Below are 22,122 nucleotides of genomic sequence, written 5' to 3'. Positions count from 1 at the left end.
GACGCTCTTTATGGTTGCCATCAATGAGCGTTCCCGATGAGAGTGCAGGCCCTAACCGGGCCATATTGCCAGGGTTTGGCATCAGGTGCCGGCATGGGCCGGCAGCGGCATACCGCCGCACTCGACCCCGCAGGATGCCCTGCGGATCGCACTCGAGACCTCCAGGGGAGAAACACAGTGGAACTGCTTTCCGGCGCAGATATGATCGCCCGCTTCTTGCAAGATGAGGGCGTCGAGTACATTTATGGTTATCCCGGTGGTGCGGCGCTGCATATTTATGACGCGCTGTTCCGCCAAGACAAAGTGAAGCACATTCTCGTACGTCACGAACAGGCGGCCACTCACGCGGCCGATGGCTATGCCCGTGCCTCCGGCAAGCCCGGCGTGGTGCTGGTGACCTCGGGCCCCGGCGCGACAAACGCGGTGACGGGCATTGCGACTGCCTACATGGACTCCATTCCCATGGTGGTGCTGTGTGGGCAGGTCATGAGCCACCTGATCGGTGACGACGCCTTCCAGGAAACCGATATCGTCGGCGTCACGCGCCCCATCGTGAAGCACAGCTTCTCGATTCGTCATCCGTCCGAGATCCCGGAAGTGCTGAAAAAAGCCTTCTATTTGGCATCGACCGGCCGTCCTGGCCCGGTGGTCGTCGACATTCCTAAGGACATGACCGCTCCTACCGAGCGCTACGAGTACGTGTACCCGAAAAAGGTCAAGCTGCGCTCGTATAACCCGGTGACCCGTGGCCATACGGGACAGATCAAAAAAGCCGTCGAAATGATGCTGAAGGCCAAGCGCCCCGTATTCTACACCGGCGGTGGCGTGGTGACCGGCAAGGCCAGCGAAGGCTTGACCGATTTGGTGAAGCAGCTGGGTTTCCCCATTACCACCACGCTGATGGGCATCGGCGCGTATCCGCAAAGTGACCGCCAGTGTTTGGGGTGGCTGGGGATGCACGGCTCCTACGAGTCCAACATGGCCATGCACCACGCCGATTTGATCATTGCCATTGGCGCGCGTTTTGATGACCGGGTAACCAACAATACGTCGAAGTTCTGCCCGACGGCGAAAATCATTCACGTCGACGTCGATCCCAGTTCGGTCTCCAAGACCGTGCGTGCTGACGTGCCGATCGTCGGCCCGGCCTCCAGCGTCATCAACGAAATGATTAGCCTAGTGCAGGGCAATGCCATTGCGCATCCTGACGCGTTGACCGACTGGTGGCAGAAGATTGACGGCTGGCGGGCCGAGCGTGAAGGTAAGCTCTACGAGCCTTCCAAGGCTGGCGAGGCGCTGAAGCCGCAAGAAGTTATCGAGGCGCTGTGCCGCGTCACCCGTGGCGAAGCCTACGTCACCACCGACGTAGGTCAGCATCAGATGTTTGCCGCGCAGTATTACAAGTTTGATAAGCCCAACCGCCTGATTACCTCCGGTGGCTTGGGAACCATGGGCTTTGGCTTCCCGGCGGCCATGGGGATCAAGCAAAACTTCCCGGACGACGATGTGGTGTGCGTTACCGGCGAAGGCAGTTTCCAGATGATGATGCAGGAACTCTCCACCTGTAAGCAGTACGGCGTGGGCGTCAAGATCGTCAACCTGAATAACGCATCGCTCGGCATGGTGCGCCAGTGGCAAGATTTGAACTACAAGTCCCGCCATGCGCACTCCTACATGGAGTCGCTACCCGACTTTCATATGCTGATAGAGGCGTACGGGTTCACCGCGATCACCGTTACGACGCTAGACGAGTTGGAACCGGCGCTGGAACGTGCCTTTGCCGACAAGCATGAGCTGGTCTTCCTGGACGTCAAGGTCGATCCCCATGAGCACGTCTATCCGATGCAGGTACCGTTGGGTGCTATGCGTGACATGCTGCTGTCCAAAACGGAGCGTACCTGATGCGTCATATCATCTCGATTCTGATGGAAAACGAACCGGGTGCGCTGTCGCGTGTGGTCGGGCTTTTCTCCCAGCGTAACTTCAACATCGAAACGTTGAACGTAGCGCCGACGGAAGATCCGTCGCTGTCACGCCTGACGGTCACCACGGTGGGCGACGACCGAGTGATCGAGCAGATCACCAAGCACCTCAACAAGTTGATCGATGTGGTGAAGCTGGTGGACCTCACCGAAGGCAACCACATCGAGCGCGAGCTGATGCTGGTGAAGGTGAAAGCACTCGGTGCCGCCCGCGATGAAGTCAAGCGCACGGTGGATATCTTTCGCGCGCAGATCGTCGACGTCACGCCCAGCCTGTACACCGTACAGATCACTGGCGACGCGTCGAAACTGGACGCTTTCCTGCAGGCTATGGCACCCGTGGGCATTCTCGAAGTAGCACGTACAGGGGTGTCGGGTATTGCACGGGGCGATAAAGTCCTGTCGCTTTAAATCGCGACTCAACGCTGCAACGTTCAAAGCCGCCCTTCGCCGGGCGGCTTTTTCGTGCGTAAGGGGCGCCTCAGCGTGGGATCACCGCCGTCCAAAACGCGTCGATCATCGGATTTTTGAGCCGCCGGTTCAGTACGCAGAGGCCAACGTCGTAGTGGGGGAGCTCGGGTTTGACATTGAGTATCTGCACGCGCTCTGCCAGTGGGCTATTGTCCAAAACGATCTTGGGCACCACGCCCACACCAAACCCAAGCCCGACCATGCTGACGATGGCTTCGTGCCCCGCGACCTGGGCATAAATCCGTGGGGTAATGCCCATGGCCTTGAACCACGTGTTGGCGTACTCCCTAGAGAGACCGGCTTCTGACAAGATCATCGGCACGTGCTGCCACTGCTCGGCGGTGGAGCTGTCCGGCTGCGGTGGCAGCCACGCATGCGCGTCGGTAGGCGCAATGAATAGCAGCGGTGAGCGGGTCAGCGACTTGAAGGCCAGTGCGCTGGGCGGGATGCGCGGTCGCGGCGTGATCGCCATGTCATCAGCGCCTTCCAGTACCCGGGACATCGCATCGGCGGGGTCGCCGGTATGAAGCTTGAGCTCGATGCCGGGGTGGCGGGTGCGCACATCGCTGAGCAGTTCATAGAGGAAGCTATAGCTTGCGGTGACGGAGCAGTAAATGCTGATCTCGCCGCTGAGCTGCTCCGTCGTCGCCGCCAGTGTGCGCTTTTGCGTTTCCCACTGCTCGAGCGTCTCCTTGGCATAGCGTTGGAAGGTGATGCCTTGAGGAGTGAGCGTTACATGGCGGTTGTCCCGTTCAAACAGGCGCGTACCGAGCTCGCTCTCCACCTGTTGGATGGAGCGGCTCAGCGTCGAAGGGCTGATATGGCAAAGCTCGCTAGCGCGGCCAAAATGCAGCGTATCGGCCAGGATGGTGACATGCCTGAGTAAGCGGAAATCCATGAGAGCCTTTGGACTGAACGATATTTCATAATATGAAATAGTATGTTGCAAACATAGCGTTTTACGCAATAGCTGCGCTGGCGTAGAGTGGCTTCAACGCCAAATCCTAGTGCTGCAAAAGACGGCACGGGTGGCCATCAACGCTGACACATACGCAATAAAAACTTTCGGTTTCATCGACTTCTGGAGTTTCGCCATGCACGTTTATTACGATAAAGATTGTGACCTTTCTCTCATTCAGGCTAAGAAAGTCACCATCGTGGGTTATGGCTCGCAAGGCCATGCGCATGCTAACAACCTGAAAGAGTCGGGCGTCGACGTCACCGTTGCCCTGCGCAAAGGCTCCTCGTCTGCAGCAAAAGCCGAAGCGGCTGGCTTGAAAGTCGCCAGCGTACCGGAAGCGTGTAAAACCGCTGACCTCGTCATGATTCTGGCGCCGGACGAAAACCAAAAGGCGATCTACGAGCAGGAAGTCGAGCCGAACCTGAAAGAAGGCGCAACCCTGGCGTTCGCCCACGGCTTCAACATTCACTACAACCAGATCGAGCCGCGCAAAGACCTCGACGTGATCATGATCGCGCCGAAAGCGCCGGGCCACACCGTTCGCTCCGAGTTCGTCAAGGGCGGTGGTATTCCGGATCTGATCGCTATTCACCAAGACGCGTCAGGCAGCGCCAAAGAACTGGCACTCTCCTATGCGGCCGGTGTCGGCGGTGGCCGTAGCGGTATCATCGAAACGACCTTCAAAGACGAGACCGAAACCGACCTGTTCGGTGAACAAGCGGTCCTGTGTGGCGGTGCGGTCGAACTGGTGAAAGCGGGCTTCGAGACGCTGACCGAAGCCGGTTATGCCCCGGAAATGGCTTACTTCGAGTGTCTGCATGAGCTCAAGCTCATTGTCGACCTGATGTACGAAGGCGGCATCGCCAACATGAATTACTCCATCTCCAACAATGCCGAGTATGGTGAGTACGTGACGGGGCCTGAGGTCATCAACGATGAGTCTCGCGCGGCGATGCGTAATGCTCTTAAGCGTATCCAAACCGGTGAATACGCCAAAATGTTCATTCAGGAAGGCAACACCAACTATCCGTCCATGACGGCTCGTCGTCGCCTGAATGCGGAACACGAGATCGAGCAGGTCGGTGCCAAGCTGCGCGGCATGATGCCGTGGATTGCTGCTAACCAGCTCGTCGATAAGTCCAAGAACTAAACGACGTATAGCGTTATCCACGCCCCGAAGCGCTGCTTCGGGGCGTTTTTCGTTGTCTAGGGCAATTGGCTGGTCGCCTGGGCGTCACCGTGTAGAATGAGAAGAGAACCCTTTTCGTGTGAATTCACTTCAAATGGATGATGCTTATGACCCAGGATGCTCGCGACCAAAAGCACGGCAGCACGCAGCCTTCCGAGACGTCGGCTGCCGATGACACCTTTCCGTCTTCGTCTGCCAAAGACGAAGACGTCGGCAATGAAGATCTTGCCGCCGCGTTTTTGCGAGAAACCGAGGTCGTGGAAGAAGCCGTCGAAGATGGTAAAAAGATTCGCCGTAAAGGGATCTATCTACTGCCCAACCTGTTCACGACTTCTGCGCTCTTTTCCGGTTTTTTTGCCGTCGTGGCCGGTATCAACGGTGAGTTCACCTCGGCAGCCGTCGCCATTTTCATTGCTATGGTGCTGGACGGTCTGGATGGTCGCGTGGCGCGTATGACCAATACCCAGAGTGAGTTCGGTGCTGAATACGACAGTTTGGCCGATATGATCTCGTTCGGTATGGCGCCGGCACTGGTCGCCTTCACCTGGATTCTCCAAGATATTGGAAAAACAGGTTGGGTGGTCGCTTTTCTTTATGTCGCCTGCGCTGCGCTGCGCTTGGCGCGTTTCAACGTGCAAATCGGCAGTGTCGATAAAAAATGGTTCATCGGCTTGCCTAGCCCATCGGCGGCGGCGTTAGTGGCCGCTAGCGTATGGACGTTTCACAGCTTCGATGCCGATGCCTTTGGCTTCAAGCTGCTGATGCTCGTTGTCGTTGGAGCGGCAGGGATCTTGATGGTGAGTAACATCCGTTACTACAGTTTCAAGGACTTGGACTTCAAGAAGCCCGTGCCTTTCGTGGTACTGTTGGCGGTCGTGCTGGGGTTCGTAATGATCTCCGTCGAGCCGTCGGTCATGCTGCTGCTGCTGTTTGCGGCTTACGTGTGTTCAGGGCCCATCTTGGCCGTCATGCGTAAGGCAAAACCCAAACGCTGAACGTTTTTAAAACTTTTTCACATTAGCCCTTGCCAACCCGGCGTCGAATCCGTAAAGTACGCATCCGCTGCCGGGGACGCACAGCGTTACCAGCGGTAATGAGGTTGGAAAACCTCTTGTTTGTCAGGAAGTTAGAGCTCTGTGGTAGGTTGGTCAGATCGCTCGCTTCGCCCGCTGAAAACAGCGGTTGACAAACGCCACGGAATGCGTAAAATACGCCTTCCTCGCTGAGGCAACACGGGTCAGGTCATCGAGCCCGCCGCAGCGATATTAAGAAAGTTGCTCTTTAACAATTTGATCAGGTAATTCATGTGGGCGCTTGCCGATGAGGGTGATAAATCACCTATTATCAAGGCAAGCGACTCGTCAAACAGGCTTCGGCCTAATGAATGAATTCGTTTGACCCTTGAGCCAAGTTTGGTTCGCTTCTGTTGCTTCGGTGACAGGTAAGAACCGCATTGATCTTAAACTGAAGAGTTTGATCATGGCTCAGATTGAACGCTGGCGGCAGGCCTAACACATGCAAGTCGAGCGGTAACAGATCCAGCTTGCTGGATGCTGACGAGCGGCGGACGGGTGAGTAATGCATAGGAATCTGCCCGGTAGTGGGGGATAACCTGGGGAAACCCAGGCTAATACCGCATACGTCCTACGGGAGAAAGGGGGCTTCGGCTCCCGCTATCGGATGAGCCTATGTCGGATTAGCTAGTTGGTGAGGTAACGGCTCACCAAGGCCACGATCCGTAGCTGGTCTGAGAGGATGATCAGCCACATCGGGACTGAGACACGGCCCGAACTCCTACGGGAGGCAGCAGTGGGGAATATTGGACAATGGGGGGAACCCTGATCCAGCCATGCCGCGTGTGTGAAGAAGGCCCTCGGGTTGTAAAGCACTTTCAGCGAGGAAGAACGCCTAGCGGTTAATACCCGCTAGGAAAGACATCACTCGCAGAAGAAGCACCGGCTAACTCCGTGCCAGCAGCCGCGGTAATACGGAGGGTGCAAGCGTTAATCGGAATTACTGGGCGTAAAGCGCGCGTAGGTGGCTTGATAAGCCGGTTGTGAAAGCCCCGGGCTCAACCTGGGAACGGCATCCGGAACTGTCAAGCTAGAGTGCAGGAGAGGAAGGTAGAATTCCCGGTGTAGCGGTGAAATGCGTAGAGATCGGGAGGAATACCAGTGGCGAAGGCGGCCTTCTGGACTGACACTGACACTGAGGTGCGAAAGCGTGGGTAGCAAACAGGATTAGATACCCTGGTAGTCCACGCCGTAAACGATGTCGACCAGCCGTTGGGTGCCTAGCGCACTTTGTGGCGAAGTTAACGCGATAAGTCGACCGCCTGGGGAGTACGGCCGCAAGGTTAAAACTCAAATGAATTGACGGGGGCCCGCACAAGCGGTGGAGCATGTGGTTTAATTCGATGCAACGCGAAGAACCTTACCTACTCTTGACATCCTGCGAATTTGGTAGAGATACCTTAGTGCCTTCGGGAACGCAGAGACAGGTGCTGCATGGCTGTCGTCAGCTCGTGTTGTGAAATGTTGGGTTAAGTCCCGTAACGAGCGCAACCCTTGTCCTTATTTGCCAGCGCGTAATGGCGGGAACTCTAAGGAGACTGCCGGTGACAAACCGGAGGAAGGTGGGGACGACGTCAAGTCATCATGGCCCTTACGAGTAGGGCTACACACGTGCTACAATGGTCGGTACAAAGGGTTGCCAACTCGCGAGAGTGAGCCAATCCCGAAAAGCCGATCTCAGTCCGGATCGGAGTCTGCAACTCGACTCCGTGAAGTCGGAATCGCTAGTAATCGTAGATCAGAATGCTACGGTGAATACGTTCCCGGGCCTTGTACACACCGCCCGTCACACCATGGGAGTGGACTGCACCAGAAGTGGTTAGCCTAACGCAAGAGGGCGATCACCACGGTGTGGTTCATGACTGGGGTGAAGTCGTAACAAGGTAGCCGTAGGGGAACCTGCGGCTGGATCACCTCCTTAACCGATGACTCATCCTCGCGGTAAGCGCTCACAATGAATTACCTGATCAGATAGTAGAGCAAACGGTAGCTATTTCTGCTTTGTTTGGGCAACAAGCTCAAGCATACAGCGAAATGACCGGGTCTGTAGCTCAGTTGGTTAGAGCGCACCCCCTGATCTTAAATGGAAAGGAGGGTGAGGTCGGCCAGCCGATGCAGTAACGAGAGGTCGTTAGAAGCACGGGTCTGTAGCTCAGTTGGTTAGAGCGCACCCCTGATAAGGGTGAGGTCGGCAGTTCAAGTCTGCCCAGACCCACCAAATTCCTGTAATACGGCGTTAAAATGTTCCTCGTATAGCAGGCTATACGTCGTCGCATTTTGCCTTGTCTTACAGAAATTTGTGGAAGTAAAGTGCTACAAGATGGGGCCATAGCTCAGCTGGGAGAGCGCCTGCCTTGCACGCAGGAGGTCAGCGGTTCGATCCCGCTTGGCTCCACCATTCTCGACACCGTTTGTTGTTTCGTGACCATTGATAAGTCAGACGCATTAGCGTTGCCTTATCACTGTTCACTGAACAGTCGCTCTTTAACAATGTATATCATGCTGACATGAACGTTTATTGAAACGTTCATACGTAATTGTTAAGTGATACGTCTCAAGCGTATCCGGCAATCGTTATCATTGCGAGACACCAGACCCCTTCGGGTTATAGGGTCAAGCAATGAAGCGCACACGGTGGATGCCTAGGCAGCCAGAGGCGATGAAAGACCTGGTAGCCTGCGATAAGGTTCGGTGAGGTGGCAAACGACCTGTGACCCGGACATCTCTGAATGGGGAAACCCACTCATCACAAGATGAGTATCTTGCGCTGAATCCATAGGCGTAAGAGGCGAACCAGGGGAACTGAAACATCTAAGTACCCTGAGGAAAAGAAATCAACCGAGATTCCCCTAGTAGCGGCGAGCGAACGGGGACCAGCCCTTAAGCGTGTGAAAGATTAGGCGAACAGATTGGGAAGTCTGGCCATAGCGGGTGATAGCCCCGTAGTCGAAAATCTGATCACGTGAAATCGAGTAGGTCGGGGCACGAGAAACCTTGACTGAAGACGGGGGGACCATCCTCCAAGGCTAAATACTCCTGGCTGACCGATAGTGAACCAGTACCGTGAGGGAAAGGCGAAAAGAACCCCGGAGAGGGGAGTGAAATAGATCCTGAAACCGTGTGCGTACAAGCAGTAGGAGCGGACTTGTTCCGTGACTGCGTACCTTTTGTATAATGGGTCAGCGACTTATATTCAGTGGCGAGGTTAACCGTATAGGGGAGCCGTAGGGAAACCGAGTCTTAACTGGGCGACACAGTCGCTGGATATAGACCCGAAACCGAGCGATCTATCCATGAGCAGGGTGAAGGTTGAGTAACATCAACTGGAGGCCCGAACCAGGATCTGTTGAAAAAGATTTGGATGACTTGTGGATCGGAGTGAAAGGCTAATCAAGCTCGGAGATAGCTGGTTCTCCTCGAAAGCTATTTAGGTAGCGCCTCACGTATCACCGCCGGGGGTAGAGCACTGTTTCGGCTAGGGGGTCATCCCGACTTACCAACCCGAGGCAAACTCCGAATACCGGTGAGTGCGAGCGTGGGAGACACACGGCGGGTGCTAACGTCCGTCGTGAAAAGGGAAACAACCCAGACCGTCAGCTAAGGTCCCCAAATCCTGGTTAAGTGGGAAACGATGTGGGAAGGCTCAGACAGCTAGGAGGTTGGCTTAGAAGCAGCCATCCTTTAAAGAAAGCGTAATAGCTCACTAGTCGAGTCGGCCTGCGCGGAAGATGTAACGGGGCTAAACCAGGTACCGAAGCTACGGGTTCACACTATGTGTGAGCGGTAGAGGAGCGTCGTGTAAGCCGATGAAGGTGTGTTGAGAAGCATGCTGGAGGTATCACGAGTGCGAATGCTGACATGAGTAACGATAAAGGGAGTGAAAAACTCCCTCGCCGGAAGACCAAGGGTTTCTGTTCGACGCTAATCGGAGCAGAGTGAGTCGGCCCCTAAGGCGAGGCCGAAAGGCGTAGTCGATGGGAAACGGGTCAATATTCCCGTACCGGACATGATTGCGATGGGGGGACGGAGAAGGCTAGGTGAGCCAGGCGTTGGTTGTCCTGGTGAAAGTGAGTAGGCTGAGCGCTTAGGTAAATCCGGGTGCTCAAGGCCGAGACACGAAACGAAGACACTACGGTGTCGAAGTCATTGATGCCACGCTTCCAGGAAAAGCCTCTAAGCTTCAGATCATGTGCGACCGTACCCCAAACCGACACAGGTGGTCAGGGTGAGAATCCCAAGGCGCTTGAGAGAACTCGGGTGAAGGAACTAGGCAAAATGGTGCCGTAACTTCGGGAGAAGGCACGCCGGCGTAGGGTGAGAGGACTTGCTCCTTCAGCCCGAACCGGTCGAAGATACCAGGTGGCTGCAACTGTTTAGTAAAAACACAGCACTCTGCTAACGCGCAAGCGGACGTATAGGGTGTGACGCCTGCCCGGTGCCGGAAGGTTAAGTGATGGTGTTAGGCCTCGGCCGACGCTCTTGATCGAAGCCCCGGTAAACGGCGGCCGTAACTATAACGGTCCTAAGGTAGCGAAATTCCTTGTCGGGTAAGTTCCGACCTGCACGAATGGCGTAATGATGGCCACGCTGTCTCCACCCGAGACTCAGTGAAATTGAAATCGCCGTGAAGATGCGGTGTACCCGCGGCTAGACGGAAAGACCCCGTGAACCTTTACTATAGCTTCACACTGGACGCTGATGTTGCCTGTGTAGGATAGCTGGGAGGCTTTGAAACCCGGACGCCAGTTCGGGTGGAGCCAACCTTGAAATACCAGCCTGGCATCATTGGCGTTCTCACTCAGGTCCGTGATCCGGATCGAGGACAGTGTGTGGTGGGTAGTTTGACTGGGGCGGTCTCCTCCCAAAGCGTAACGGAGGAGCACGAAGGTACCCTCAGCACGGTCGGACATCGTGCAATGAGTGCAAGAGCATAAGGGTGCTTGACTGCGAGACAGACACGTCGAGCAGGTGCGAAAGCAGGTTCTAGTGATCCGGTGGTTCTGTATGGAAGGGCCATCGCTCAACGGATAAAAGGTACTCCGGGGATAACAGGCTGATACCGCCCAAGAGTTCACATCGACGGCGGTGTTTGGCACCTCGATGTCGGCTCATCACATCCTGGGGCTGAAGTCGGTCCCAAGGGTATGGCTGTTCGCCATTTAAAGTGGTACGCGAGCTGGGTTTAGAACGTCGTGAGACAGTTCGGTCCCTATCTGCCGTGGGCGTTGGATGTTTGAGAAGAGCTGCTCCTAGTACGAGAGGACCGGAGTGGACGACCCTCTGGTGTTCCGGTTGTCACGCCAGTGGCATTGCCGGGTAGCTATGGTCGGACGGGATAACCGCTGAAAGCATCTAAGCGGGAAGCCCCCTTCAAGATGAGACATCCCTGAGACCTAGAGTCTCCTAAAGGGCCCAGCGAGACCAGCTGGTTGATAGGCACGGTGTGGAAGCGCTGCAAGGCGTTGAGCTAACGTGTACTAATGGCCCGTGAGGCTTGACCCTATAACACCCAAGGGGTCTGGTCGTAATGATGACGTTAAGGTTGAGAGATCAACAGAAAGCCGGATACGCAGCGTGTGGCCCAGGCAACAGCCAGGGCGGCAGGCGATGAGACGATCACAATTTAGGTAAAAACAGTTAGCATGATGTACATAGCCAGTTACGCCTGACGACCATAGCACGCGTGAACCACCTGATCCCATGCCGAACTCAGAAGTGAAACCGCTTAGCGCCGATGGTAGTGTGGGGTCTCCCCATGCGAGAGTAGGTCATCGTCAGGCACTTATTAAGAAACCCCGGCCATCTGGTCGGGGTTTTGTCGTTAAGGGGTCTCTCCCTGGAGCCGTTTGTCGGGAACGAACGGGAACCGCTTCAGCGGGCCCGAAGGGCGAGTCTCAGGATGAGACGAGTAAAGTCGCGGAGCGCCGCCCGCCGGGTGGCCGGCCCGAACATAATCAGGCACTTATACCGCAAAGAACCCAGCCAACCGGCTGGGTTCTTTGTTGCGCGCTCGATAAGCCCCGTACACACCGTGTACGGGGCTTTCTGCCGTGTGGACGCAGTACCCAACAGAGAATGTACACTGCATACTAAAAACCCAGCCAAGTGGCTGGGTTTTGGTGTTCAAGCATCAGGTGCTTCAGCATTGCGGGAAGCTAAGTAAAGCTATTGACCGCATAGGGACTCTAGCGCTTCGATAAAGCTATCCATCTCGTCATCGGTGCCGATGGAGATGCGCAGGAAGTTGTTGAGCAGATCGGTATTGAAGTGGCGTACTAAAATACCTCGCTCACGAAGCCCTGCAAACAGCTGCGCTCCGGCAACGTCCGGGTGCTGGGCCATCAGGAAGTTGGCTTTCGAGGGTAGCACTTCGAAGCCAAGGGCTTCCAAGCGCTGACGCGTGCGCTCCCTAGTAGCTATGACGTTGTTTCGGCAGGCGTCGAAGTGTTGGGTGTCTTTCAATGCTTCGATCCCTACGACGCTGGCTAGGCTGTCGACCGGATAGGAGTTGAACGAGTCCTTCACTCGTTGTAAGCCTTCGATCAGCTCGGGAGAACCAATCGCGTAGCCGAGGCGAAGCCCGGCCAAGCTGCGCGACTTCGAAAACGTACCGGTGACTAGCAGGTTGGGATAACGCTCGATAAGAGCCACCGCGCTCTCAGCGCCAAAATCGACGTAAGCTTCGTCGACCAACACCACCCGATCCGTCACGCGCTTCAGCAGGGCTTCGATACTGGCGAGCGGGTGGGCATGTCCGGTTGGCGCATTAGGGTTGGCAAAAATTACCCCAGCACGCTCAGAGGCGCTCGCCAAAGCGTCCAAGTCGACTTCCCACTGGTCGTTGAGTGAGTGCTTACGTAACTCGACGCCATACAAATTGGCATAGACGGGATAGAAGCTGTAGGTGATCGAGGGAACATCCAACGGAGCGCCTTGGCAAAAAAACGCCTGAAAAGCGAAGGCCAACACCTCGTCGGAGCCGTTCCCTACGAAGGTTTCTGCTACGCTAACGCCATAGGTCTTTGCCAAGGTTTCCCGCAACGACAGCGAGGTTGGATCAGGGTAAAGACGCAAATGATCGATCGCATACTGGCGCAGCGCCTCGCTCACGCCAGGCGCGGGCGGGTAAGGATTTTCGTTGGTATTGAGTTTGATGACACGTTCGCGGGGTTGTTCACCCGGCACGTAAGGCGTCAGATCCCTAATGGCAGGGCTCCAATATTGGCTCATGAGCGTAACCTGATTATCCTAGCGGTAATCGCACCATGGTCGCCTGATGGCCGCAAGAGCGCAAGCCTTCCCTGTGGCATGCGATAACTGTCTGCGTGGGGGTGGGCGTCGCACCTTGTAGCGGTTATGCTGTCATAAGCGCGCGAAAGAAATGTATGTCCAACACCATAAGGAGACACCCAATGCAATTCAGGAGTTTGCTAGCCGGTTCGGCTATGTTGGCACTGTTGGCGGGCTGTGCAGCTGGCCCAACGGATCAGCGCGACGATGCAGGGATGACAGCATCGCAGGCTAACTATCAAGGCACCCTGCCTTGCCGTAACTGTGACGGCATTGACCTGGATGTTACGCTGGTTGGTGAAGAGATGAGTGCTCCGGAAGAGCGTACGTTCACTCTGGATGCTACCTACCGTAACCATCCCCAGACACCGCCAGACGAGAACTACGCCGGTAACTGGGAAGTGTTGACCGGCACGCCCTCTGACCCCGACGCAACGGTCTACGAGCTTACGCCGAACGGCGACGGTCAGATCTACTACTTCCAGCGCATCGATGAGCGTACTCTGGAGCTGATCGACCCTGAGCGCCGCCGTTTCGAAAATGGCGAGATGTTGCAGTTACAGCGTCAATAAGCCCTATACGACGCTCGAAGGCGGCCACTGGCCGCCTTTTGCATTTCTGAGCACTCTTTTAGCCCTTTACGTGACACAAGAAAAGGAGCGAACAGGCGGTGGCAAAAGCGAAAAGTGCCTTTGTCTGCACTGAATGCGGTGCAGAGTATCGTAAATGGCAAGGTCAATGTACCAGCTGCCAAGAGTGGAACACGCTCACAGAGGTCAAACTGGCAAGCGCTCGTCCCGGTAGCGGCACCGCATCCAGCGGGCGAGCTGGTTACGCAGGCGATCTGTCGCGCGACGTGGTGGATCTCAGCAATGTCGATTTAAGCGAAGTTCCCAGGCTGACCTCGACCTTCGCCGAGTTCGACCGCGTACTCGGCGGTGGTTTAGTGCCAGGGTCTGCCGTGCTGCTGGGCGGTAACCCGGGAGCCGGTAAATCGACGCTGTTGCTACAAACCGCCTGCAAGCTTGCCCAGCAGCGGCGTATTCTCTATGTCACGGGAGAAGAGTCGCTGTCCCAGGTGGCCATGCGCGCCCACCGCCTGCAGTTACCCACCAATGGCTTGAAGATGTTGGCAGAGACCAGTGTCGAGACCATTCTAGCGGTGGCAGAGCGAGAGAAGCCGGAAATATTGGTCATCGACTCCATTCAAACCATGCATTTGGAGGATATTAGCTCGGCCCCTGGCGGCGTTGCCCAGGTGCGCGAGTCCGCCGCTGCACTGACTCGCTTTGCCAAGCAGACCCATACCGTGCTGCTGCTGGTGGGGCACGTCACCAAGGATGGCACGCTGGCGGGTCCCAAAGTGCTCGAACATATGATCGACGCCTCGCTACTGCTGGAAGGCGGCGCCGACTCCCGCTTTCGCACCCTACGCGGCCAGAAGAACCGTTTTGGTGCCGTCAACGAGCTGGGCGTTTTCGCCATGCTTGAACAAGGCCTCAAGGAGGTCAAGAACCCCAGTGCCATCTTCCTCTCGCGTCAGGAACAGCAGGCGCCGGGCAGCCTCGTCATGGTGGTGTGGGAAGGAACCCGGCCGATCCTGGTCGAAGTGCAAGCCCTCGTCGATGAGTCTGCTCTGGGCAACCCGCGTCGTGTGGCCGTCGGGGTCGATCAGAATCGCCTGGCCATGCTGCTGGCTGTATTGAATCGCCATGGTGGGCTGTTTACCGGGGATCAGGACGTTTTCCTGAATGTGGTAGGTGGTGTCAAGGTGCTGGAAACCAGTGCGGATCTTGCCGTACTGCTGGCCGTGGTGTCCAGCCTGCAGAACCGCGCGCTTCCCAAGGAGCTGGTGGTGTTTGGTGAGGTAGGACTTTCCGGTGAGATACGCCCGGTCCCCAGCGGCCAGGAGCGTATTGCAGAAGCGGCCAAGCACGGTTTTCTTCGCGCCATCGTCCCGCGCGCCAATGCACCCAAGCAGGCCCCCAAAGGCATGGAAGTGATTCCCGTGGATAAATTGAGCGATGCCCTGGAAGCGCTGTAACTTCGGCTATGCTTAACCAAAAAGGAGAGGGATGATGAGTTCGATTCGCTTGACCCAATATAGCCACGGAGCGGGCTGCGGCTGCAAGATCGCTCCGGACGTACTCGATGGCATTCTCGCCAAAGCCGGGCCTGCGGCGGGGCACCAGCGGCTGATCGTAGGCAATCAAGGTCGTGAAGATGCCGCCGTCTATGATCTGGGCGATGGTCGCGGCATGATTGCGACCACCGACTTTTTCATGCCCATCGTCGATGACCCGTTCGATTTTGGTCGTATCGCCGCAACCAACGCCATTAGCGATGTATACGCCATGGGAGGTACTCCCGTCATGGCGCTGGGCATTTTGGGTTGGCCGCTGGATAAGCTGGGCCCAGACATTGCCGGCGATGTGGTCGCAGGTGCCCAAGCGGTCTGCCGCGAGCTGGGCATTGCCCTGGCCGGTGGACACTCCATCGATGCCCCAGAGCCAATGTTTGGTTTAGCGGTAAACGGCCTGGTCGATCTCGACCATTTGAAACTCAACAGCCAAGCCAAACCCGGCGATCTGCTGTTTCTGACCAAACCGCTCGGTGTCGGCATGCTCACCACGGCCGAAAAGCGCGGACTGCTGGAAGCTGGGCACCATGGTCTCGCTCGGGAAACCATGCTCAAACCCAACGCCATCGGGGTCGCGCTCGCTCAAGTGAAGGGCGTCAATGCCATGACGGACGTGACCGGCTTTGGTTTGGCGGGTCATCTCAGTGAAATGTGTAGTGCCAGTGGCGTGATGGCCGAGATCGATTTTCGTCGCCTGCCTAGGCTCGCCGAGGCGGAAGGTTACCGTCGCCAAGGCGCCGTGCCTGGTGGTGCCTTGCGTAATCGTGACGCACTGGGGAGCGCGCTACCGGCGATGGATGACGCCCACTGGCAGTGGCTATGCGACCCGCAGACCTCTGGTGGCCTGCTGATCAGTGTGGATCCCGCCTGGGAAGATGACGTAGAACGTATTGGACGCGAGCATGGGCTCACGCTAGCGCCGTTCGGCACCCTCAAAGCAGCCCAGGGCAAGATAAGCATCGAGGTCGTTGGATGACGCTGTCGACCACGCCAGCCTCTCTTGAACTGATTGCAGCGAACATACCGCTGATCGATGTGCGCGCCCCAGTTGAGTTTGCCCAAGGCAGCCTTCCGGGGGCGGTCAATTTGCCGCTGATGGTAGACGAAGAGCGCCATCAGGTTGGCATTGCTTACAAACAGCAGGGCCAACAGGCCGCCATTGCGTTAGGTGAGCGGCTGGTCAGTGGTGAGGTGAAACAAGCCAGGATCGCTGCTTGGCAGCAGTACTTGGCCCAGCACCCAGAGGCGATCGTTTACTGCTTTCGCGGCGGGCTACGCTCGAAAATTGCTCAGCAGTGGCTGGCCGATACTGGAGTTCATCGTCCGCGTATCGAGGGAGGTTGGAAGGCGCTTCGCCAACGGCTTTGCCAGCGAATCGATGAAGCCGCTCGCCAACCCATGCTGGTGATCGCCGGGCTGACCGGTTGCGCGAAGACTGCACTGATCCATCGACTGCCCAATGGGATCGATTTGGAAGCCTGTGCCAATCACAAAGGCTCTGCGTTTGGCCGACAGCCCGAGGAACCCACGACGCAAATCGACTTCGAGCATGCCTTGGCCCAGCGTTTGATAGGGCAGACGGGCAAGCTCGTCTTTGAGGATGAGTCGCGGCAAATCGGCAACGCCAACATTCCGCTAGAGGTTTGGTACGCCCTGCAGCGCGCGCCGCGTATTCGCATCGAGATGCCGCTCGATTGGCGACTAGATCAGTTGCGTCGCGACTATATCGAAGCGCTAGAGCAGGGCTATGCAGCGCGCTTTGGCCCGGAAGAGGGACGACGACGTATGCAGCGCCAACTGTCGAGCGCCCTGGAACGGCTGGCCAAGCGCCTGGGCAATGCGCGTCTACAGCGCCTGCAGCGTCTGCAGACCATGGCGTTCAGAGCTCATGCCGCTGGCGATATCCAGGCCCATGAGGCGTGGCTCGCCCCGCTACTCACCGAGTATTACGACCCCCTTTACCGTTACCACCTGGAAAAGCAGCAGAACAATCGGCCCGCAGAGCTCTTCGTGGGCGATTGGGAGAGCTGTCTTGCTGCTGCGCGGCAGTGGAGTACTTAACGGTGACGCCCCGAGCGGTGGGGCATCAAGCGCTCTTAAGCCACTGAGTCATGACGCGATCCAGCAGCGGTGCCAAGCGCTGAAAGCGCGCGGGGTCTTCCAGTATCTCCTCATCGGTTTGCAAAAAACGCCCGGTGGAGGTGCTTTTCGCCTTGGGGCGGTCGGGATCGCGAAGCAGCGGAGCGAGGCTCGCTTGGGTGGTCTCGACGTGGCATAGCAAGCCTACTACCCGGCCGACATCCCAGCTAAACCCCTGTAGCGGCGCCGCCGCGCTGCCGCCCAGCGGAATCGCACCATCGGGTAGGCTGAATACCAAACGATGCCACATGAATGCCTCGAACTGCTCGGGTAAATCGAAGCCGCTTTCCGGCGCTAGGGTAACGGTGTGCCAACCGGTTTCGGGGTAGGTGCCGGGGGCGATGACGGCCTCGAGTGCTTCTGCGATCCATAGCGCGCCCAAGCCAATGCCCATCACGGGTTTTTGACCATCCAGGTAGCGATGGATCAGCTTACGCTCCGCTTTGTGCCAGGCGGGAGGCTCGCTAACTAGGCTATCGGTGCCATCCAGCACGATGAGCGCATCGGACTCTCCAGGGCGGGGCGTGAGTTCTCCCGCGTAAAGATGAAAAACGGTGTAACTATGGCCCATACTCTCAAGCCAGTCGGTCAGACGGGCGGGGCCATGGTCAGGGCCGTGCTGTAGCAGATGAATATGCATGGTAATCTCCTCGCCGGCCGAGCACATCGAGTGCAGCGGTGTACCCGCCGCGTGGGTGCGACGATAACGTATCGTGTTCGATTCACCAACTCAGTTTCGCCAACTCAGTTTCACCCACATACTTTCACCAACAGAGTGACTCAGGACATCAGCATGGTGGCTAAACCCCAAGGATTCTATCAGCGGCTGCAACTGCTGCCGCTGCCCGCCCAACAAGCCTTCATGGCAGCGCTGTGTGAGCGCCTACTGCCGAATTACGCCCTGTACGAGCAAACCAGTGGCCAGGGCGATGGGCACACCCTTCGCACCGTACTGAATTTGGTGTGGGAGCGCTTGAGCGTCCCCCACGCCAGCATCGATTTTGCCCGCCAAGCAGACAAGTTGGCCGAGTGCGAGCCGCCGGAGGGGGACGAGAGTTTTGGTGCACGTCGGGCGCTGGACGCGGTGGTGTCGATCTCTGCGCTACTCGATACGCTGCAAGGTGAATCCCCCGAAGCCGTGCTGGACGTCAGCCGCACGTCGCGGGCTGGCGTGCGAGCGTTCATCGAACTCACCGAGGGCGAAGTGGACGCGCAAGCGCTGGCTCTGATCATTCGCGACCATCCGTTGATGGAGGACGAAAACGACTTCCAAGACGCAGTGCTTGAAGCGGTCAGCGGGCCGATCAATAAAACCACGCTCAAAGAGATTCGCACGCTGGGTCGCAATGGCGGTATTAGTAATTTGGGTTTGAGCCTGGAAGACGCCGACGGCTAGAGCATCAAAAGCGCATGCCTGCCGTTATCATGACGCCCGCCGTTCCGAAGACGATGAGATCAGACTCCACTCGCCCCCACTGAACGCCAATGCTGGGCAGAAGCGCGGGGGCAATCTCTAAATGGTTGAGAGGAATTTTATCGCGGTATTCGTCTTTATAGCCGCGTAGTAAACCGCCCGTTAGCTTGGCGCGCACGCTAATCTCATCGGTGAGCTGCCATAGTGGAAACTCACGGCCAGCGTAAAAGTACCAAGTGGGTTGATCGAACGAGTTTTTGAACCAAGCCGCACCGGCTAGCCAGCGCTCTGGATTGTGAAGCTCGATACTCACCAGATTTTGCTGGTTGGTGTGTTCTGGGTCGGGCTCGAAGTGTCGTGTCAGCAGGCTGGTTTGCACAAACGTGTGATCGAGCGTAAGAGTGGGAGGCCAGTCCGGCAAAGAGAAGGCTGAGGCAGATGCACTCAGCCAAACTCCTGCCACTCCTCCAATCCATGGAATATTGCGGCGCATTAACAGCCCCTCAGTAAAGGGATAAGAGTCATCACAAACGCATTTCGATGCCGCGCTCGGCCATGTAGCGCTTGGCTTCCGGAATGGTGTATTCGCCAAAGTGGAAAATGCTGGCCGCTAGGACTGCATCGGCACCGCCTTTGAGCACGCCATCGACCAAGTGATCTAGGTTGCCGACACCACCGGAAGCAATCACCGGCACGCTGACCGCCTCAGAAATGGCGCGGGTGACGCCCAGGTCGAAGCCAATCTTGGTGCCGTCACGGTCCATGCTAGTGAGCAGCAGCTCGCCTGCGCCAAATTCGACCATTTTTTTGGCCCATTCCACCGCGTCTAGGCCGGTAGGGCGGCGGCCGCCGTGGGTGAAAATCTCCCAGCGATCGGGCTCACCCTCCTCGGACACTTTTTTTGCATCGATCGCCACCACGATACACTGGCTGCCGAAACGCTCGGCGGCTTCGCGTACGAACTCGGGGTTGGTGACGGCAGCCGTGTTGATCGAGACTTTGTCTGCACCTGCGTTCAGCATGGTACGAATGTCGTCGCAGGTGCGGATACCGCCGCCCACGGTCAAGGGAATGAACACCTCGCCTGCGATGCGCTCGACCATCTCGACCGTGGTGGCGCGATCTTCATGGCTGGCGGTGATGTCGAGAAAAGTGATTTCATCGGCACCCTGCTGGTTGTAGCGCTGGGCGATCTCGACCGGGTCGCCCGCGTCACGAATACCGACGAAGTTCACGCCTTTCACCACCCGCCCTGCGTCCACGTCTAGGCAGGGAATAATCCGTTTGGCTAAGCTCATTCTTGGCCTCCGCTGAGTTGGTCGCTCAGGCGCTGGGCCTCCGCCACATCCAGGCTGCCTTCGTAAATGGCCCGGCCTGTAATCGCACCGAGGATGCCGCTGTCGGCCACGTCGCACAGCGCGCGAATGTCCTCCAAGTTGGTCACGCCGCCGGAGGCGATGACTGGCAGGCCGCCGTCACGGGCCAGCGCCGCGGTGGCCTCGACGTTGACCCCCTGCATCATGCCGTCGCGTGCAATATCGGTGTAAACGATGCTGGAAACGCCGTCGTTGGCAAAGCGCTTGGCAAGCTCGGTGGCTTTGACGGTGGAGACCTCCGCCCAGCCGTCGGTGGCCACATAGCCATCTTTGGCATCCAGCCCCACGATGATATGACCGGGGAAGGCGCGGCACATGTCAGTCACGAATGCCGGCTCTTTGACGGCTTTGGTACCAATGATCACGTAAGACACACCGGCGCTGAGGTAGTGCTCGATGGTCTCCGCCGAACGAATGCCGCCGCCAATTTGGATTGGCAGGTTCGGGTAGGCGCGGGCGATGGCCGTGACCGCTTCACCGTTGACGGGCTTACCCTCGAAGGCACCGTTCAAGTCCACCAAGTGCAAACGGCGCGCGCCGGCTTCTACCCAACGCGCCGCCATCGCGACCGGGTCGTCGCCGTAGGAGGTCGCATCATCCATGCGGCCCTGCTTCAAGCGCACACACTGGCCGTCTTTGAGATCGATCGCAGGAATTACCAACATAGTGAAACCTCTCAGGGCGTCCAGGTGACAAAATTTTCCAGCAGGCGCAGGCCCGCACGGGAGCTTTTTTCCGGGTGGAACTGTACGGCGAAAGTAGCGTCGCGACCAATCGCGACGTGAGCACTCACACTGCCGTACTGGGTAGTGCCGAATACTTGGGCATCGTCGGCGGCATTGACGTAATAGCTGTGCACGAAATAGAAGTGCTCATGATTATCGATGCCTGCCCAGAGCGGATGCTCGTGGTGCTGATCCACCAAGTTCCAGCCCATGTGCGGTACTTTTAGGCGCTGCTCTTGCGCGTCGCGCATGTTGGCCGGAAAGCGGTCCACGCTGCCCTGAAAAAAGCCCAAGCAGTCCACGCCGCCATTCTCTTCGCTGCGCTCCATCAGCATCTGCTGGCCCACGCAAATGCCCAGCAGCGGTTTGGCTTGGCGGGTCAACACGTCATCCACTAGGCCGCGCAGTTCGGTGCGTTCGAGTTCGCCAACGCAGTCACGAATCGCCCCTTGGCCGGGCAGCACTAGACGGGTCGCGCCCAGAATGCGGCGCGGGTCGCGGGTGATGATCACGTTTTCATGGGTGACGTGCTCGAGCGCCTTGGCCACCGAGTGTAGGTTGCCCATTCCATAATCGATTACCGCAATGGTCATGAAGCGCTCCTTGAGGTCGTAGGCGAGAAGGTCATGGTCTTGGGAGTCGCGGAGGAGATGCGTGCCGCCACGCTGCTAATCGCAACGCCCAACATTATAAGCTTCCTTTGGTAGACGGCATCTGGCCCGCCATGCGCGGATCTTCTGCAACGGCCATGCGTAGCGCGCGGCCAAAGGCTTTAAAAATGGTCTCGGCCTGGTGGTGAGCATTGAAGCCTTTCAGGTTGTCGATATGCAGCGTGACCCGGGCGTGATTGACGAAGCCCTGAAAGAACTCCCAAAACAGCTGCGTGTCCAGTCGGCCGATGGTATCGCGGGTGAACTCGACGTTCATGAATAAACCAGGGCGGCCAGAAAAGTCGATCACCACGCGAGACAGCGCTTCATCCAGCGGCACATACGCGTGGCCGTAACGGTAGATGCCGCGCTTGTCGCCGATGGCCTCGTTGAATGCTTGGCCGAGGGTGATGCCCAAGTCTTCGACGGTATGGTGGTCATCGATATGCAGGTCGCCTTTGGCATCGATATCGAGGTCCACCATGCCATGCCGAGCCACTTGGTCCAGCATGTGGTCCAAGAACGGAACGCCAGTGTTGCACTTCAAGCGGCCTTCGCCATCGAGGTTGACGCTGACCGTAATCTGCGTTTCGTTGGTGTCACGGCTTACCGTGGCAATACGCGCTGACATGTTGCATCTCCTGCGCCGTGGCGCACTCTGAGGAATAATCGGCGGGCGGCAACTGAGGCCAAAGCAGCCATTATAGAGAAT

17 protein-coding genes, 2 tRNA genes and 3 rRNA genes are annotated in these 22,122 nt (G+C 57.4%); 14 read left to right on the top strand and 8 right to left on the bottom strand.

The window, feature by feature from the left end:
* Nucleotides 1-177: 177 nt before the first annotated feature.
* Both FRH_RS02945 and ilvN read left to right on the top strand, forming a co-directional pair.
* The gene (locus FRH_RS02945; RefSeq protein WP_139525682.1) at nucleotides 178-1,902 is read left to right on the top strand and encodes an acetolactate synthase 3 large subunit; all 1,725 of its coding nucleotides are present in this window, start codon (nucleotides 178-180) and stop codon (nucleotides 1,900-1,902) included.
* Entirely contained in the window at nucleotides 1,902-2,393 is a 492-nt protein-coding gene (gene ilvN, locus FRH_RS02940) for an acetolactate synthase small subunit (RefSeq protein ID WP_030074339.1), read from the top strand. The genes FRH_RS02945 and ilvN overlap by 1 nt, the downstream gene beginning before the upstream one ends.
* 70 nt (nucleotides 2,394-2,463) lie before the next feature.
* Here the strand turns inward: ilvN and ilvY are convergent, their stop codons facing one another.
* Complete coding sequence (gene ilvY, locus FRH_RS02935) at nucleotides 2,464-3,351, bottom strand: HTH-type transcriptional activator IlvY (RefSeq protein ID WP_281997704.1); 888 nt, start codon at nucleotides 3,349-3,351, stop codon at nucleotides 2,464-2,466.
* A 196-nt stretch (nucleotides 3,352-3,547) separates the two neighbouring features.
* Between ilvY and ilvC the strand changes: the two genes are divergently transcribed.
* From ilvC to rrf, 7 genes are all read left to right on the top strand, one after another.
* Nucleotides 3,548-4,564 (top strand): ketol-acid reductoisomerase, encoded by a 1,017-nt coding sequence (gene ilvC / locus FRH_RS02930; protein ID WP_153843120.1) that lies wholly within the window; start codon nucleotides 3,548-3,550, stop codon nucleotides 4,562-4,564.
* A 146-nt stretch (nucleotides 4,565-4,710) separates the two neighbouring features.
* Nucleotides 4,711-5,598: a CDP-diacylglycerol--serine O-phosphatidyltransferase gene (pssA, locus tag FRH_RS02925; protein WP_219861797.1), complete on the top strand. Its 888-nt coding sequence runs from the start codon at nucleotides 4,711-4,713 to the stop codon at nucleotides 5,596-5,598.
* A 466-nt stretch (nucleotides 5,599-6,064) separates the two neighbouring features.
* Nucleotides 6,065-7,597, top strand: a 16S ribosomal RNA gene (locus FRH_RS02920).
* 220 nt (nucleotides 7,598-7,817) lie between these two features.
* Nucleotides 7,818-7,894: transfer RNA gene (locus tag FRH_RS02915), tRNA-Ile, on the top strand.
* 104 nt (nucleotides 7,895-7,998) lie between these two features.
* Nucleotides 7,999-8,074, top strand: a tRNA-Ala gene (locus FRH_RS02910).
* 213 nt (nucleotides 8,075-8,287) lie between these two features.
* Nucleotides 8,288-11,178: ribosomal RNA gene (locus tag FRH_RS02905) — 23S ribosomal RNA — on the top strand.
* A gap of 162 nt (nucleotides 11,179-11,340) precedes the next feature.
* Nucleotides 11,341-11,456, top strand: a 5S ribosomal RNA gene (gene rrf, locus FRH_RS02900).
* Together the 16S, 23S and 5S rRNA genes with 2 tRNA genes alongside form the textbook arrangement of a ribosomal RNA operon.
* Before the next feature lie 385 nt (nucleotides 11,457-11,841).
* Here rrf and hisC read toward each other — a convergent pair.
* A complete protein-coding gene (gene hisC, locus FRH_RS02895; protein ID WP_281997703.1) occupies nucleotides 11,842-12,906 on the bottom strand; it encodes a histidinol-phosphate transaminase in 1,065 nt (354 codons plus the stop codon).
* A gap of 182 nt (nucleotides 12,907-13,088) precedes the next feature.
* Between hisC and FRH_RS02890 the strand changes: the two genes are divergently transcribed.
* The 4 genes from FRH_RS02890 to mnmH all read left to right on the top strand — a co-directional run bounded on the left by FRH_RS02890 (nucleotide 13,089) and on the right by mnmH (nucleotide 17,167).
* On the top strand, nucleotides 13,089-13,538 hold the full coding sequence (locus FRH_RS02890) for a copper resistance protein NlpE N-terminal domain-containing protein (protein ID WP_139526264.1): 450 nt from the start codon (nucleotides 13,089-13,091) through the stop codon (nucleotides 13,536-13,538).
* A 98-nt stretch (nucleotides 13,539-13,636) separates the two neighbouring features.
* A complete protein-coding gene (gene radA, locus FRH_RS02885) occupies nucleotides 13,637-15,010 on the top strand; it encodes a DNA repair protein RadA (protein ID WP_139526265.1) in 1,374 nt (457 codons plus the stop codon).
* Nucleotides 15,011-15,044: 34 nt separating this feature from the next.
* Nucleotides 15,045-16,082, top strand: coding sequence for a selenide, water dikinase SelD (gene selD / locus FRH_RS02880; protein ID WP_139526869.1), 1,038 nt, complete (start codon nucleotides 15,045-15,047; stop codon nucleotides 16,080-16,082).
* Entirely contained in the window at nucleotides 16,079-17,167 is a 1,089-nt protein-coding gene (gene mnmH, locus FRH_RS02875) for a tRNA 2-selenouridine(34) synthase MnmH (RefSeq protein WP_281997702.1), read from the top strand. The genes selD and mnmH overlap by 4 nt, the downstream gene beginning before the upstream one ends.
* 25 nt (nucleotides 17,168-17,192) lie before the next feature.
* Here the strand turns inward: mnmH and FRH_RS02870 are convergent, their stop codons facing one another.
* The gene (locus FRH_RS02870; protein WP_281997701.1) at nucleotides 17,193-17,885 is read right to left on the bottom strand and encodes a type 1 glutamine amidotransferase; all 693 of its coding nucleotides are present in this window, start codon (nucleotides 17,883-17,885) and stop codon (nucleotides 17,193-17,195) included.
* A gap of 153 nt (nucleotides 17,886-18,038) precedes the next feature.
* On the opposite strand from FRH_RS02870, the gene FRH_RS02865 reads away from it, so the two are divergent.
* The gene (locus FRH_RS02865) at nucleotides 18,039-18,641 is read left to right on the top strand and encodes a YjaG family protein (RefSeq protein WP_153844182.1); all 603 of its coding nucleotides are present in this window, start codon (nucleotides 18,039-18,041) and stop codon (nucleotides 18,639-18,641) included.
* A gap of 4 nt (nucleotides 18,642-18,645) precedes the next feature.
* Here FRH_RS02865 and FRH_RS02860 read toward each other — a convergent pair whose 3' ends face one another.
* The 5 genes from FRH_RS02860 to hisB form a co-directional block, all read right to left on the bottom strand.
* Nucleotides 18,646-19,152 (bottom strand): hypothetical protein, encoded by a 507-nt coding sequence (locus FRH_RS02860; protein ID WP_281997700.1) that lies wholly within the window; start codon nucleotides 19,150-19,152, stop codon nucleotides 18,646-18,648.
* Nucleotides 19,153-19,183: 31 nt separating this feature from the next.
* Nucleotides 19,184-19,957 (bottom strand): imidazole glycerol phosphate synthase subunit HisF, encoded by a 774-nt coding sequence (gene hisF / locus FRH_RS02855; protein ID WP_139526270.1) that lies wholly within the window; start codon nucleotides 19,955-19,957, stop codon nucleotides 19,184-19,186.
* A complete protein-coding gene (gene hisA / locus FRH_RS02850) occupies nucleotides 19,954-20,700 on the bottom strand; it encodes a 1-(5-phosphoribosyl)-5-[(5-phosphoribosylamino)methylideneamino]imidazole-4-carboxamide isomerase (protein ID WP_219861792.1) in 747 nt (248 codons plus the stop codon). The genes hisF and hisA overlap by 4 nt, the downstream gene beginning before the upstream one ends.
* A gap of 11 nt (nucleotides 20,701-20,711) precedes the next feature.
* Nucleotides 20,712-21,353: an imidazole glycerol phosphate synthase subunit HisH gene (hisH, locus tag FRH_RS02845; protein WP_139526272.1), complete on the bottom strand. Its 642-nt coding sequence runs from the start codon at nucleotides 21,351-21,353 to the stop codon at nucleotides 20,712-20,714.
* A gap of 94 nt (nucleotides 21,354-21,447) precedes the next feature.
* Nucleotides 21,448-22,041: an imidazoleglycerol-phosphate dehydratase HisB gene (gene hisB / locus FRH_RS02840; protein ID WP_139526273.1), complete on the bottom strand. Its 594-nt coding sequence runs from the start codon at nucleotides 22,039-22,041 to the stop codon at nucleotides 21,448-21,450.
* Between the last annotated feature and the right edge of the window lie 81 nt (nucleotides 22,042-22,122).

Origin of the sequence: Halomonas sp. A020 (genome assembly GCF_027943625.1) — a bacterium.
In the GTDB taxonomy this organism is placed as follows: domain Bacteria; phylum Pseudomonadota; class Gammaproteobacteria; order Pseudomonadales; family Halomonadaceae; genus Vreelandella; species Vreelandella piezotolerans.
This window is presented reverse-complemented; position numbering and strand designations above follow the sequence as displayed.